Below are 14,036 nucleotides of genomic sequence, written 5' to 3' on the forward strand. Positions count from 1 at the left end.
TTGAAGGTGGGTTGCTCTTACAGGTAAATTACGATCATGTCTGATTCTCAAAGTCGATCGCTCATAGCACTAGCACAGTTAATCGAAGTTGTAGCCAAATTGCGCGACCCCAAGGGCGGATGTCCCTGGGATTTAGCCCAAACACCCCAAACTCTCATTCCCCATATTATTGAAGAAGCTTACGAAACTGTCGATGCCATTCGTCGCCAAGACCAAGATGCGATCGCCGAAGAATTGGGCGACTTACTATTGCAAGTAGTCCTCCAAGCTCAAATTGCCAGCGACTCCCATCAATTTACCCTCGCAGAAATCGCCAATGGGATTACAGAAAAACTAATTCGGCGACATCCCCACGTTTTCGGCGATGTCGAACTCAACAGCGTCGATGAAGTCAACGAAAACTGGGAAAAAATCAAAGCAGCCGAAAAAGGCGAAACTGCTGAAAAACCCCCAACTTTCGCATCGAAAATGAGCCGTTATGCCAGCACTTTGCCTCCGATCGCCGCCGGGATGAAAATCTCTCAAAAAGCTGCGGAAGCGAGTTTTGATTGGGACACTGTGGATGGTGTTTGGGATAAATTTCACGAAGAAATGGCCGAATTTGAACACGCGCTCAAACATGAGGATAAAGCAGCCCAGGAGTCGGAATTGGGAGATATTATGTTTGTGTTAATCCAATTGGCTCGCTGGTATGGTTTAGATGCGTCGGCTGCTTTGCAGGGGACAAATCAGCGGTTTGTGGATCGGTTTGCCTTAGTTGAAGCTAAGTGCGATCGACCTTTATCTGATTATCCGGTGGCAGAGTTAGAGGCAATTTGGCAGCAAGCTAAAAAAATGGTGGCTAAACAAAAAAGCGATGCCTAATATCAAATCCCTTGGTATCAGAATGATTCATATCAAATCCGGTAGCATCTGAATTATTAAGATCTCTATTTTCTCCCTCTGTGTCAAAGAGTGTTCTAGAAAGGTTATAGCACCTACTCATAGAGCTTCGCATCGTTGTACGGCGGATGTTCGCACGCGATGTAAAGCGCGTTTGTCGGTTCCAGTGCTTCTCCTGTCACCGGATCGATCGGTCTTAGTACAAAGCATAAAAGAGATAGCGATCGCCAATCTAAATTATCCAATTTCCCGCGCTCGTAACGGTTGACTGTTGCAGCGCTAATACCTACATCTCTAGGTACGGGTTGATTGGTAGCTGTAAATAAAGCCTCTTCGTATCCTTTAGTTTTAAATTCCGTTTCGCTAACAGACCAACCAGTTTCCTGTCTTGCTGCTTTCAAAATCTTGCCCAAACGCATCCGCCCAGTCTCCGTGAAGCGAACTGGACGCAACTCTTGCTCTTTGTCTGCCACAGCCTTGTTAGAGAGTCCTGACATTTTTCCCACCTACATTAACTCTCAAACTAGCACAGCATCAACGATTGAGGATTGCACGATCGACATTGGAGTTGAAATTAATTTTTGTTGCACTTGTGCAATAAGACTCTGATAGAGCGTAAACTGTAATTGAAAAATACAAAAACCTCAGTCTTAAACCCAAAGTATACAGCGATGACGCCACTGTTTCGCCGCCTCCAACCCTCGACAAAGCTCCGCATCACCGTCAGGTCGATCGCCCAACTGCTCAAAATCAGCCCATATCTAATCAAGCGAGTCGAATCCTGGGCTAACGTGGTGTTTGTACACAGGCGCGATCGAGGCGGACAATTTGTCAGCTACCGCAGGCTGCAAGAATGGCAAAATGCGATCGCCCATCAAATTCAAACTTCCCCCACCCTCTCGGAAGTCTCGCAACTAACAACATCCATTCGCCACGACAGCCGAAAATTCCACAAACAATATTCCCAACAAACCCTTGACTTTTTGCATCAAATGTGCATTCAGCGCCAACACGCTCTCAAGAGTTCGGAAAATTTAAACAGTTGCGCTTCCTAATAGAAATCGATCGCACTCTCCGAACAAAATAGAAGCGAAACATTTACGAGCAATTGCGAGACAAATTCACCCCAAAATCACTCGTAAATGCTCCGCCACCTCTGCCAAAAAAGCAATTAAGACATTGCCTGAGCGATATAATCAAAATAAGGAGCAGCTTCCTTCGCATCATCCTGATTCAGCAAAGCCAAAGAAGCTTCCTTCAAACAGCGGATTGCTTCCACCATCCCTGGAACTGGAACGCCCAGAGAATTGTACATTTCCCGAACCCCAATTAAACCGATGCTTTCGATGGGTTCCTTGTCTCCAGCCAAAATACCATAGGTAATCAGGCGCAAATACCAGCCGTAGTCACGGAGACACAAAGCCCTTTCCCGTTGACCGTAAGCATTACCTCCAGGGGAAATAAAATCAGGGCGTTTTTTCCAGAGTTTTTTGCTAGCTTCATCAACAATTTTTCTTTCACTGTCAGAAAGCGCAGTAGCAATGCGTACCCGCTGTTCCCCCGTTTTAAAAAAATCATTGATACTTTGAAGTTCGCCGGTACTCGGATAACGAAGTTCGTCGTCGGCTTGGAGAATTAATTGGCTAACTACGCTCATTTGTTATTCAAATTTTTGAGGATATTTGAGAGTAACATTAATTGACATTCTCATCCCTTAAAGATGAGATTCTTGGTTCAGTGACTTACCTTGCTTCTAACATCGATCGACACTAGAAATAGTGGGCAAATCTCCCCAAGCGTGATGCTTAGTAACTAAGCCAGTTTCCTTGTGCCCCAAGGTACTGTGGGAAAAATTCACAAACTGCGATCGAGAGTTTGAATGTCGGCAGACATTTGGACTGTTGGACGAGTTTTCGCTGCTTCGTACCCATAGCATATCGCAGAGGCTTCATCGAGGGCAATCTCCCCGATCGAAGCTTAACTTGAGGAGCAAGGGTTTCAAAAGTAGAAATACAGCTTGCGATTGAGCTTGATGCCGCTCGACCTACTCCAGTCCGAAACACAGATCTTGCAGTACCATAGTGAATTCTACCACGACTACCTGTGAGCAAATCTAAAAAGCTCTCCTTTTTGAATCTCCCCACCTCCAAAGGCGACGGATTATTGCTCACCAAGCTGACAACCGGAGACTTAGGCGAAGCTGAGCCTGCATCGCATTCAACTATCCCTCTAGCCACTCAAATAGCCTGAAGGTGAAATTTCGTATACTTTTTTCGCATTTGGTTATTTCTGTGCTGTTTCCTGCTGTTTCGAGTTTTTTGCTTCCATCTCCAACAATTCTGGAACTGTTACAAATGTGTACCCTTCTTTTTTTAATTTAGCAATAATATTGGGCAAAGCTTCCACAGTCCTGGAGCGATTACCACCGCCGTCGTGCATCAGGACAATACCGCCGGAATTTGCCTGTCGCATCACATTTTCCATCAACGATTGCGTAGCAGTGTGCCAATCTAAAGAATCAGCAGACCACATCACAACTGTATAATTTTTCTTTTGAGCATAAGCTGCTAATCCATTGTTTAAAATACCTCCCGGTGGGCGGAACATATATGTTCTGATGCCTGTTAATTCCTCAATTAACGAGGTCGTGCGATCGATCTCGCTGGCGGCACCCTCTTCGTTATACTTAATGTATTGGTGGTTCCAAGTGTGGTTGCCGATCGCATGACCAGCCTGAGCAACTTTTTTCCCTAGTTCTGGATAAACTTGTAGGTATCTTCCCACCCAGAAGAAAGTCCCTTTAATATTGTTCTGTTTGAGAATATCGAGGATTTGTACAGTTGTTGTCGGCCAAGGACCGTCGTCAAATGTCAGGGCGATCGCCTTTTGTCGGGAGTCGAGTTTGCCCTGACGCAGGGTTGTACCCTTAAACTTGGACGGTAGGGAAGAGTTAAAACGGACTTTCTCCAACCTATCTAGAGTGTTTTCGGAAAACTCTACTCTCTCGGCGATCGACTGTTTCAAATTATTAACAATAGATTTCGACTGTTGTACTTGTGACTGGGATGCTGTCACCAGTTGCGCCTGCGATAGCGACGCTGGCTGATTTCCTCGCGAGTTCATCGGCAACGTCACGCCCATTACAAAACTACCCAAGGCGGCTAAAAAAGCAACGATCAAAGTTTTTCGCCGCCTAAACAGCCGTTTGAAGTTTTTCACGTTTTTATCTCCTTGACACCTTACATAGTTAATTTTAGATTTTAAAACTGACTATTCACTATCCTCTCTTTGTATAACCCGACAATCCGATCGATCGCTTCGGCAATACTCAAACCGTCTGTTTGAATTTCCACAGCATCAGCCGCTTTACGCAAAGGTGACACCTCGCGGGTACTATCCTTTTCGTCTCGCAGGGCGATGTCCCGTTCCAACTGTTCCAAACTGGTTTTAGCCCGCTCGGTATCATTGAGTTGTAATAGCCGTCGGCGCGATCGCTCTTGTACCGAAGCGGTTAAAAAAATCTTCAGTTCTGCATCGGGAAACACATTAGTACCTATATCACGACCTTCTGCCACAATTCCGCCTGTTTTGCCGCAAAGCCGCTGCTGTTTCACCAAAAATTGTCGCACGGCGGGCACAGCCGCAATTTCCGAGACGCGGGCTGTCACCTCCAAACTGCGAATTGCCTCGGTGACGTCTTCGCCGTTAATCTTTAATGTCAAAGATGAAGGGTCAATGTTGTATTCCAAATAACTGGAATTGACTAATTCGGCGATCGCCAATTCGTCGCCAATGGGAGTGTTGGTAGTCATCACCAGCCACGTCACAGCTCGATACATCGCCCCTGTATCTAGATAACACAGACCCAGAGCTTGGGCGACTTGTCTGGTAACTGTAGATTTGCCAGCGCCGGCAGGTCCGTCGATCGCCACAATTGGCCGACGATTCCTGATAATTATATTGTCAATCAACCGAGTAGAGCCGATTCTGGCTGCCACGGCTAAAAGTCCCGCCGTTTCCACAACTGCCAAGGGTGCGAGAGTGTCGGGATTGACCAGTTCAGCATACTCTAGGGAGACTGATGGCTCCTGGGCAAATTCTGCTTTGACCGCAGCCAGTGTCGCCTCCGCAGTGCGATCGCCCCCACAGAAGGTTTTCCACCCTTGCTGTAGAGCGCGGTAGAGTATGCCAGCTTGCTGTTTTTGCTCTGGTGTTAAATATTGATTGCGAGAACTCAGGGCTAGTCCTGAAGCTTCACGGGCGATCGGACAAGCAATAATTTCTACAGGAAAGTTAAAATCTGCGACCAGTTTTCGGATAATTGCTACTTGCTGGGCGTCTTTTTGACCAAAATAAGCTCTTGTCGGCTGCACCAAACTCAAAAGTTTAGTGACGATGGCTGCTACGCCCTGAAAATGACCAGGCCTGGACTTGCCGCACAAAACCGATGTCATCGCCCGTGGTGGGACAACTTGAGTCAAGCATGAAAGGTCAATCAGTTTCACAGCAGGAGTTTCAGCTACTGAGTTGCCTGTCTCGATGCCCGAATCCCCAAACATTTCCAGTTCTGAGGGAGCAAAAATTACATCAACTCCAGCTTCTTGGCATAGCAGCCGGTCTTGCTCCAAATTGCGAGGATAGTCTTGAAAATCCTCCTTGGGCCCAAATTGCAGCGGGTTGACAAAAATGCTGACCACGACGATCGCATTTTCTTGTCTGGCCCGCTGCATCAAGCTCAAATGCCCGCTATGTAAAGCTCCCATCGTCGGCACTAAACCGATTTGTACATGGGATGCTACAGATTTTTGTGAATTTAAGTAGCAGCCTAGGGCTGCAATGGTAGTAAACAGGCGCACGTATACACTCCTGAAGGCATTCGTCTGTATTGTGCCGACACTTTTTTGCTAACAAATGCTAACAAACATATAAGTCAAGAGAATCTCTCAACAAAGGCGTGTCAACCAATGCCCGCAGGAAAATCCCACGAGCACCATTTAGATCCCGATCCATTTTCAGTCCAGTGGTGACAGACTTAATAGTCCTGGCACCACCTAGATTTTTGACGATTTCGCCCGTCCACGACACGGTTTTCGACGTGTAAGCTTCGTTGCAGTCAATTATCAATTTTGAATTCTCCCACGCTTTCCACTTCAGGAAAGTTTTAAACTCGTAATGGCTTAAAGTCAACATTTGTCGTACTGTCTTGTTTCGCAACTTACGACGCGACCTAGACACCATTTGAGAACTTTCAAAAGTAGGCAACAGAATTACATCAAAATTATCGACTAAAAACTTAGCGACCTTATGATGCAACTCTTTAACCAAATTCTTGATTTGGCAGCGAAGCCTGCTAGCTACTTTCTTTAATCTTCTTTTCTGCCGACTGGAGGCTTTAGATATTTTTGACACCAATTTGTCCAACCGGAAACACAATTTCTGGATGTACAAATTAGAATCTTTTCCCAGCCAACCGTAAGAATTTTCCGAGAAAAATGTCATGAACGTGCGAACACCGGGATCTAAGGCAACTAGCCGACCTTGTTTTTCGGTCTTAACTTGTTGCACTTCTTCAGAAACGATTAGATGATACTCGCCATAGGCGAGAGTTAGCCTACCGTCGCTGAAATTTGCAGGCAAGGATTCTGTTAGCTCGCACTTGCCCAGGATTGAATGGTAGACACCGCAATCTTTTATAGCCGATTTCGGCACATAAATAGACTGCTTGGTGTCTTTTCTGCTGCGAAATTTGCATTGGCGAATTTGCCCATCTTTCTTGAAACCCTTTTTGGCTGCTTTGACTGCCGAGCAAGCATCTTGGACGGCAATCGATTTGATTTGGAAAGGTACAGGTTTTGCCCATTCTGGCAAGCTGTTGAGTATTCCGGTTTTGATTGTCATCCAGTTAGCTTTAGTATCTGGTTCTTGGAGGTATTTGATGGTCGTGTTGTAGACAAAACGACTTACCCCAAACCACTGCTTAATTAGCGCTTTTTGCTCAGGATTTAGGAATAGTCGGATCTTCTTTGATTTTCTTGCTGTAACTTCCCAGGGAGTGCATTCTGCAACGGTCGCCGTGAAGGATGGCAAGAAGATCGCTTGTGAGTTCGGTTTCTGGGCAATGAACAGTTCGGTCGAGAACCACGATTTGTCCACCGTTTTGCTCGGCCATGAACTGGAACAATTCAAAGCCGAATCTGCATAATCTGTCGCGACAGGCAACAACAATCGTGAGCTGTTCGCCGCGCATAAATCTGACCAGTAGGGCTTGCAATCCTTTTCGCTTGAAGTTAAGTCCCGATCCGATATCTTGGATGATTTCGCCATCTGGATATTGCTGTCGCATGAATTCAGCTTGTCGAGCGAGGTCGTCTCGTTGTTTTGGAGAACTGACGCGACAGTAGCAAACAATGGTAGCTCTAGTTGCACCGCGCTGGTAAGACTCGACATCGTAGAGTCTTTGCCCTGCTTCGTTTTTGATGCTTTTGATCTTCCCGGAGTCTGCATATTTTCTTAAGGTGTGTGGGTGCAAACCCAGAAATTCAACCGCTTTTCTGAGTGGTACGTATGCCATGTAGAAAATGGTAGCATACATAATCAAATGTAAGCAAATTGTTTACTGTTCGCTAACCTCACAGTAGGGTTTAACGTCCAACAGTTGCTCGTGGCTTTGGTGCTATGACTTCAATTTCCACCGGAGCTACGCCACTGCCCATCATGCCGAGCACGCTGGCTGCGCCTGCGGACAAGTCAATCACTCGATCGCCCACATAGGGGCCACGGTCATTGATGCGGACGACGACGGTACGGCCGTTGTCGAGATTTCTTACCATTAGTAGAGTTCCGAAGGGCAAGTTCCGGTGGGCTGCGGTCAAATCATTTTGGTTGAAACGCTCGCCACTGGCGCTGAGGTTGCCGTCAAAGCCAGGGCCGTACCAGGATGCCCAGCCATTGATCCGAACTTGAACTGGGCCTAGGGAAAGCACGGGGCTTTCAGGTTGGGGCTTGCCCATGACTTCTTGGAGGGGTGGGGCGTTACCCAGGAGCCTGCGGAGGCGATTGGTTGCTTGTAAGGCATCTAGGCTGAAGTCGCTGGTGGTATCCGGCAGGATGGTTTCGGCGTTAATGTTTACCAAGTCCTCGCCGTTTGCCTGGATCAGGTAGCGATTGCCTTTTTCCCACTTGACGGTAATGCTGTTTGGGTCAACGTTGTTGCGGGCCAACTGATTGAGTCTTGCTGCTAAGCTTGACGCCCGCCACAGTGGGTCGGTTTCTTGGTCGCTGGAATTGCTGGACCTTTTGGTGTCAGACCCATTTTCTCTCTGGCCGACTATTTTCAACTGACTGGTGGCATTTACAGAACTTTTGCCAGTCTCTGTCTTTTTGCTATTCGTTTCTGGACTCGTGTTCAGAAATGTGATGACTGGAATGTTTCGCACGTATACTGTCGCTGCTTGTCGCCCTTCCAATTCGTGGGACTGAATTTTGGCGATCGAGTTTTGTTCAATATCAGCTCTTGCTTGGTACTGATATTGTCCAACTTTTTCTGCTTCGACCCGAGTCGTGTTTAACTGCGGGGACGGTTGGGTGAAAACTACTTGCTTGTTTTCCTGAAAGTTTTGCCTGGAAGTATCAGTTGCTTGTGCGTGACAAGATGATGCTGTTCCTACCGCAGGAACTAAGAGGACAGCTAGTAGACTACCAACAAATTTTTCCTTCATACGTCCATTTTTGTGAAGAGCCATTGCTAACGGAGGTTAGGGGATTGGCCTGATGGGCGATCGGCTCAAAGGGATTTCCCTCTTGTCCTTCGCTGTTCCCCCGCGAGTCAAATCAAACTGTCGGGCTGCATTTTTGCTTTTGTGTTTGGGCCAAATAATTTTTTGGCTGCAACTTCCCTGACACTTGAGAACTCATACTCAATTTGCAATTTGTGTTTTGTTAACGAACTGCAACAGACTACCACAAACTTTTGAGCTTGGGGATCGCTGAAACCACGCAATTTATCGAAAATCCCTCCCACCTTCACAGTCCTATACCCCAGCAAATGCTTTCATGGCAATGCTTGCAGAGTTTTTCGGAATTCCGATATTTTTACAAAACTTTATAAAACTTTACAAACAGTAATAAATATTTTGTGGACGCTAAAATCTCCAATCTCTAATCTCAAACCTCAAACCTCAAATCGCTAGACTTGGCAATAAACTAAAGACTAGAAATCGACTAAGGCGGACTTATGGACTATCGGGAAGCAGGTGTGGATGTTGAGGCGGGCAGAGCTTTTGTCTCGCGCATCGGCAGTATGGTGAAGAGCACCCACCGATCGGGTGTTTTAGGCGGATTCGGCGGGTTTAGCGGGTTTTTCAGCGTCCCGGAGGGTTTAAAAGAGCCGATTATGGTTTCCGGGACTGATGGCGTCGGCACTAAGTTGAAATTGGCCCACGAACTCGATCGCCACGACACCGTAGGTATCGACTTGGTGGCGATGTGCGTCAATGATGTGCTCACCTCCGGGGCGGAACCGCTATTTTTTCTCGATTATTTAGCCACAGGAAAGTTAAATCCCGAACAATTAGCTGCTGTGGTTGCTGGCATTGTTGATGGTTGCAAGCAAGCTGGCTGTGCTCTGTTGGGCGGGGAGACAGCCGAAATGCCCGGTTTTTACCAAGCGGGAGAGTACGATTTGGCTGGGTTTTGCGTGGGAATTGTCGAAAAGAGCAAATTGTTAGACGGTTCGCGGGTTAAAGTCGGAGATGTGGCGATCGGGCTGGCTAGTTCCGGCGTCCACAGCAATGGTTTTAGTTTGGTCAGAAAAATTGCAGGCGATCGGGGTTTTGACTGGCATTCCCAACCCGAAAAGTTAGGCGGCAAAAGTTTAGGAGAAGTCCTCTTAACTCCCACTACAATTTACGTCAAGCCAGTCCTCGAAGCAATTAAGAGTGGTTTAGAAATTCACGGCATGGCGCACATTACTGGCGGCGGTTTGCCGGAGAATTTGCCCCGCTGTTTGGCCGCCAATCAATCTATCAAAATTGACACTAATAGCTGGCCCAATTTGCCGATTTTTGAGTGGATTGCTCAAGCCGGCCAAGTGGCCACTGTTGATATGTTCCATACTTTTAATATGGGCATTGGTTTTGTGCTGTTGGTCGATCGCACCGCAGTCGATCGCACAATTCAATGGTTTGAATCTCAGGATATTCCCGCTTGGGCGATCGGAGCAGTTATTGACTCTGATGAAAATCATAGCACTTGTCAAATCGCTTAGGAAAAATATTTTTTGGGTGGGCGCTACCATTATCCCACCCAATTAAGAGAAATATCCTCCCAGCAGTACCCACCCAAAACTTTACCTTTGCATTACTAAAAATTAAGCAATTTATAGTAATCAATTAATCTTGCCATGATAATTTTTGAGTGACTTCAACAAAAAGTCAAAGTAATTATCTTTGAGTCAATCAGGAAAATTAAAATCATGGCAGTTACTGAGTTTTTTTTACTGACAAATAGCGATGACAATTTCACCGTTACTCCTGGCTCACTCAAGGGGATATTGGGGGGGATTTCAACCCTTGGTGGTAACGACAATATTACCGGAAGTAGTGATTCAGAGGCAATTAATGGCAATTCTGGTAATGATTCACTGTCTGGTGGTGGCGGCAACGACACCCTGATTGGCGGTCAAGGTAATGATATCTTGCTAGGCGGAGATGGGAACGATTTTCTCAGTGGAGACAAAGGTTTAGATACTCTCACTGGCGGTGCCGGAAATGATACGTTCTTGTTGCGTCGCACTCAAGGTGCTGATGTTATTACTGATTTTGGAGCAGGCGATCGCTTAACCTTAGAAAATCAACTTCAATTCTCGGACTTGTTAATTACTAGCACCGGGCTAAATACAGCAATCAGCCTCCGAGATGGCACATTATTAGCAACAATCAATGGAGTACCAACTATTAACCAAAACAATTTTGTTGAATTACCCCGCCGCCCCTTAATTATCGGACATCGCGGCGCAAGTGGCTACCGCCCTGAGCATACCCTAGCTTCCTACGAATTGGCAATCGAGATGGGTGCAGATTTCATTGAACCAGACTTAGTTTCCACTAAAGATGGAGTGTTAATTGCCCGCCACGAGAATGAAATTTCGGGGACGACTGATATTGCCAAACGGCCGGAATTTGCCGATCGCAAACGCAAAAAAACCATTGACGGTGCAGAAGTAGAAGGTTGGTTTACAGAAGATTTGACCTTAGCCGAAATCAAAACTTTGCGGGCGCGGGAACGCTTGCCAGAGTTACGGGGGACAGCATTTGACGGTCAATTCCAGGTTCCTACATTTCAAGAAGTTATCGATTTAGCTAAGCGCAAAAGTGCCGAAAAAGGGCGAACAATTGGACTTTATCCAGAGACAAAACACCCGACTTATTTTAAGTCAGTTAATTTGCCTTTAGAGCAACGGTTAGTGCAAGTGCTGTCTGCTAATGGATATACCAAACGCACAGATCCGGTGTTTATCCAATCCTTTGAAGTGGGCAATCTCAAAGAGTTAAATCGTTTGACAGACTTGCCGTTGGTGCAGTTAATGGATGACTTTGCAGAAAAACCTTATGATTTTGTCGTGAGTGGCGATCGGCGTACCTACCGCGATTTAATGACCACCCAAGGGTTAGCAGAAATCAAAACCTATGCTGATGGAATCGGGCCTTGGAAGCGGACAATCGTTGTCGAAGGTGCGGACAAGAAATTACAGCCCGCTAATAGTTTAATCACGGATGCTCACCTGGCTGGTTTATTAGTTCACCCTTACACTTTTCGCAATGAATCTCCTACTTATGTGGCTTCAGAGTATGGCGGTAATCCAGCTTTGGAGTACGAACAATTTTACCGCTTAGGTGTAGACGGTGTGTTTAGCGATTTTCCCGATACAGCTTTTAATGCAGCGGCACGGCTTTATCCTTTCTCAACTGTAGACTCTCTCAAAGGCGTGAGTTTGTAGGCTTTAGACGGCGAATCGGTTAGGAAAAATTATTGTAGGATGGGCGCTGCTATCATCTCATCCGATTAGGAGAAATATCGTCACAGCAGCGCTCACCCTATTACTATGTCTTAACCGCCTTGACGGTTGCTATAGTAATGGGGTAGATTGATTTTAGTTGATTGATAAAAAAAAATCGCCTTTTTTTTCAGGGTAAAAAGCTTGACTTTCCCCAGCGAATGAAGTACAATCTGATAATGGGAGTGGTGACTAAAATAATTATTTTAGTCACCACTCCTATTATCTAAAATATACCATGAGAATCCCAGCCCTGTCAATAGGTAATCCTTCTTTTAAAGGCGAATTTTTTTAACAAGATTTTCAGAAAGTGCGATCGCATTCACGAATAGAACTAAGGTTAAAAAACCCGATTTCTAAGACAAATCCTGCATCTCGGCGACGAATATTCACGTATAAACCGGGTTTTTCGTAGCCCATCCCTAATACCAATTTAATGTGAAGTTGCATATATCTCGATCCCCCTCGCATCCCCCTGGTGGGAGGGGGACTTTGATCGGAATCTTGTCCCCCCCTCCCACCAGGGGGGTTAGGGGGGATCGGATTCTATGCAGCCTCATAAAAAATTGGTACAAGTCCTGACTAAATTACAATCAAGATAACCTAAAGGAGATAATACTATGTTGACAAGCGATATCAAAGCTCTACTTGACCAACAAGCACTCCAACGCCAAGATCCTGAATGCCGCTATATTACCGATCGCGTTAACTGGGAACAATATGAAACCTTACTCACCAGAAATGGGGATACTTCGGCATATCGAGTCACTTATTTAGATGGAGCCTTAGAAATTATGTCACCTTCCCGTCGCCATGAAAACAGAAAAACTCGGATTGGAGACCTTTTAGTCATTTACTTTTTAGAAGCAGATATCGACTATTTTCCCTTTGGTTCTACAACTCTGCGACGAGAGGAGAACAGCGGCGGGACGGAACCCGATGAAGCTTACTGCATTGGTACAGACAAAGAATTTCCCGATTTGGCAATTGAGGTTGTTGTTACCAGTGGTGGGCTGAATAAACTGGAAGTTTACAGAAGGTTAAATGTTAAAGAGGTTTGGTTTTGGCAAAATGAACGTTTTAGCCTCTACTACCTGCGAGAAGAAATCCCAGTTCAATTTGTCCAAGCCTGCGGTTATGAGCAAATCGATCGCAGTGAAATTCTCCCTGATTTAGATATAGAATTGCTGGCGGAATATGTCCGATATCCGAATTCGCTCGCAGCAGTTAAGGAATTTCGACAACGACTGAAGTTATAATCAAGATTAATGTGTCCGGTTAATCTCCCATGACTACACAATCTGCTTCGCGTTATGTCGCACGTCACCCTGAAATCTTGCAAGGGGAACCAATTATCGCAGGAACGAGAACTTCTGTTCGTGCGATCGTGGAGTTGTGGCGTTTAGGTATTACTCCTGAAGAAATTCCGATGCACTTACCTCATCTGAAATTAGCTCAAATTTTTGACGCACTGAGTTTTTATTTGGACAACCAGGAAGAAATCAATACTTATATTGAGCGCAATCGAATTCCCGAAGAATTGATTCATCCTGCTGTGAAAGCTGCCATGAAAAAACCGTGAAACTATTTGCAACTATTCATACAGATGAAGATGTTTCTAGGCTGGTAGCGACTTTGCTGCGGGCTAGGGGTTTTGATGTGACGACAACGAGCGAACAGGGAATGTTGAGTCAATTGGATAGCCAACAATTGGCTTATGCTGCATCTGTCGATCGATGTTTGCTGACTCACAACCGCGTAGATTTTGAGCGATTACACCTAGAATATATGATAGAAGGATGGGAACATTCGGGTATCATTGTTACTCCCCAAAAGAACGCCTATGAGATTGTCCAACGGGTTGCTATTCTATTAAATACGTTGACGGCTGATGAAATTGCTAATCAGCTTTTATATGTGTAAATTGAGCGTCTATTGAAAAATGAGCGATCGCAATGCAGGGATTCGGGATGGGAAAGGCGATCGCACTTTCGGACAATAAGGGCGATCGCAATGCAGGGATTCGACATGGGAAAGCCGATCGCACTTTCGGACAATAAGGGCGATCGCACTTTCGGAAAAAGAAACAATTGCGCTACAC

The 14,036-nt window shown here is 45.8% G+C and carries 16 protein-coding genes; 7 read left to right on the forward strand and 9 right to left on the reverse strand.

Going from position 1 to position 14,036, the window contains the following annotated elements; genetic code table 11:
• The first annotated feature begins 36 nt into the window (after positions 1 to 36).
• The gene (gene mazG / locus P2A85_RS00805; protein ID WP_377477035.1) at positions 37 to 864 is read left to right on the forward strand and encodes a nucleoside triphosphate pyrophosphohydrolase; all 828 of its coding nucleotides are present in this window, start codon (positions 37 to 39) and stop codon (positions 862 to 864) included.
• Positions 865 to 977: 113 nt separating this feature from the next.
• Here mazG and P2A85_RS00810 read toward each other — a convergent pair whose 3' ends face one another.
• The gene (locus P2A85_RS00810) at positions 978 to 1,379 is read right to left on the reverse strand and encodes a helix-turn-helix transcriptional regulator (RefSeq protein WP_340519815.1); all 402 of its coding nucleotides are present in this window, start codon (positions 1,377 to 1,379) and stop codon (positions 978 to 980) included.
• Positions 1,380 to 1,553: 174 nt separating this feature from the next.
• Between P2A85_RS00810 and P2A85_RS00815 the strand changes: the two genes are divergently transcribed.
• On the forward strand, positions 1,554 to 1,937 hold the full coding sequence (locus P2A85_RS00815) for a hypothetical protein (RefSeq protein WP_377477036.1): 384 nt from the start codon (positions 1,554 to 1,556) through the stop codon (positions 1,935 to 1,937).
• Between the two features lie 116 nt (positions 1,938 to 2,053).
• Here the strand turns inward: P2A85_RS00815 and P2A85_RS00820 are convergent, their stop codons facing one another.
• The 7 genes from P2A85_RS00820 to P2A85_RS00850 form a co-directional block, all read right to left on the reverse strand.
• On the reverse strand, positions 2,054 to 2,539 hold the full coding sequence (locus P2A85_RS00820; protein ID WP_377477037.1) for an allophycocyanin: 486 nt from the start codon (positions 2,537 to 2,539) through the stop codon (positions 2,054 to 2,056).
• Between the two features lie 148 nt (positions 2,540 to 2,687).
• Complete coding sequence (locus P2A85_RS00825; protein WP_377477038.1) at positions 2,688 to 3,119, reverse strand: hypothetical protein; 432 nt, start codon at positions 3,117 to 3,119, stop codon at positions 2,688 to 2,690.
• Between the two features lie 46 nt (positions 3,120 to 3,165).
• The gene (locus P2A85_RS00830; RefSeq protein ID WP_377477039.1) at positions 3,166 to 4,101 is read right to left on the reverse strand and encodes a polysaccharide deacetylase family protein; all 936 of its coding nucleotides are present in this window, start codon (positions 4,099 to 4,101) and stop codon (positions 3,166 to 3,168) included.
• A gap of 41 nt (positions 4,102 to 4,142) precedes the next feature.
• Positions 4,143 to 5,738, reverse strand: coding sequence for a bifunctional pantoate--beta-alanine ligase/(d)CMP kinase (locus tag P2A85_RS00835; protein ID WP_377477040.1), 1,596 nt, complete (start codon positions 5,736 to 5,738; stop codon positions 4,143 to 4,145).
• Positions 5,739 to 5,796: 58 nt separating this feature from the next.
• Entirely contained in the window at positions 5,797 to 6,969 is a 1,173-nt protein-coding gene (locus P2A85_RS00840; protein ID WP_377477041.1) for an RNA-guided endonuclease InsQ/TnpB family protein, read from the reverse strand.
• A complete protein-coding gene (locus P2A85_RS00845) occupies positions 6,878 to 7,453 on the reverse strand; it encodes an IS607 family transposase (protein ID WP_377477042.1) in 576 nt (191 codons plus the stop codon). The genes P2A85_RS00840 and P2A85_RS00845 overlap by 92 nt, the downstream gene beginning before the upstream one ends.
• 70 nt (positions 7,454 to 7,523) lie before the next feature.
• A complete protein-coding gene (locus P2A85_RS00850; RefSeq protein ID WP_377477043.1) occupies positions 7,524 to 8,600 on the reverse strand; it encodes a septal ring lytic transglycosylase RlpA family protein in 1,077 nt (358 codons plus the stop codon).
• Positions 8,601 to 9,115: 515 nt separating this feature from the next.
• Here P2A85_RS00850 and purM point away from each other — a divergent pair.
• Positions 9,116 to 10,147 (forward strand): phosphoribosylformylglycinamidine cyclo-ligase, encoded by a 1,032-nt coding sequence (gene purM / locus P2A85_RS00855; RefSeq protein WP_377477044.1) that lies wholly within the window; start codon positions 9,116 to 9,118, stop codon positions 10,145 to 10,147.
• A gap of 207 nt (positions 10,148 to 10,354) precedes the next feature.
• Positions 10,355 to 11,878, forward strand: coding sequence for a glycerophosphodiester phosphodiesterase family protein (locus P2A85_RS00860; RefSeq protein ID WP_377477045.1), 1,524 nt, complete (start codon positions 10,355 to 10,357; stop codon positions 11,876 to 11,878).
• A 360-nt stretch (positions 11,879 to 12,238) separates the two neighbouring features.
• Here P2A85_RS00860 and P2A85_RS00865 read toward each other — a convergent pair whose 3' ends face one another.
• Positions 12,239 to 12,385 (reverse strand): hypothetical protein, encoded by a 147-nt coding sequence (locus P2A85_RS00865; protein ID WP_377477046.1) that lies wholly within the window; start codon positions 12,383 to 12,385, stop codon positions 12,239 to 12,241.
• A gap of 170 nt (positions 12,386 to 12,555) precedes the next feature.
• On the opposite strand from P2A85_RS00865, the gene P2A85_RS00870 reads away from it, so the two are divergent.
• From P2A85_RS00870 to P2A85_RS00880, 3 genes are read left to right on the forward strand one after another with little or no spacing between them, the layout of a single operon-like run.
• Entirely contained in the window at positions 12,556 to 13,194 is a 639-nt protein-coding gene (locus P2A85_RS00870) for a Uma2 family endonuclease (protein WP_377477047.1), read from the forward strand.
• A 29-nt stretch (positions 13,195 to 13,223) separates the two neighbouring features.
• Positions 13,224 to 13,517 carry a DUF433 domain-containing protein gene (locus P2A85_RS00875; protein ID WP_096828231.1) on the forward strand — a complete coding sequence of 98 codons (294 nt, stop codon included), beginning with the start codon at positions 13,224 to 13,226 and terminating at the stop codon, positions 13,515 to 13,517.
• Positions 13,514 to 13,858 carry a DUF5615 family PIN-like protein gene (locus P2A85_RS00880; RefSeq protein WP_096828230.1) on the forward strand — a complete coding sequence of 115 codons (345 nt, stop codon included), beginning with the start codon at positions 13,514 to 13,516 and terminating at the stop codon, positions 13,856 to 13,858. The genes P2A85_RS00875 and P2A85_RS00880 overlap by 4 nt, the downstream gene beginning before the upstream one ends.
• Positions 13,859 to 14,036 lie beyond the last annotated feature (178 nt).

Origin of the sequence: Microcoleus anatoxicus, from assembly GCF_042465725.1 — a bacterium.
Taxonomy (GTDB): Bacteria; Cyanobacteriota; Cyanobacteriia; order Cyanobacteriales; family Microcoleaceae; genus Microcoleus; species Microcoleus anatoxicus.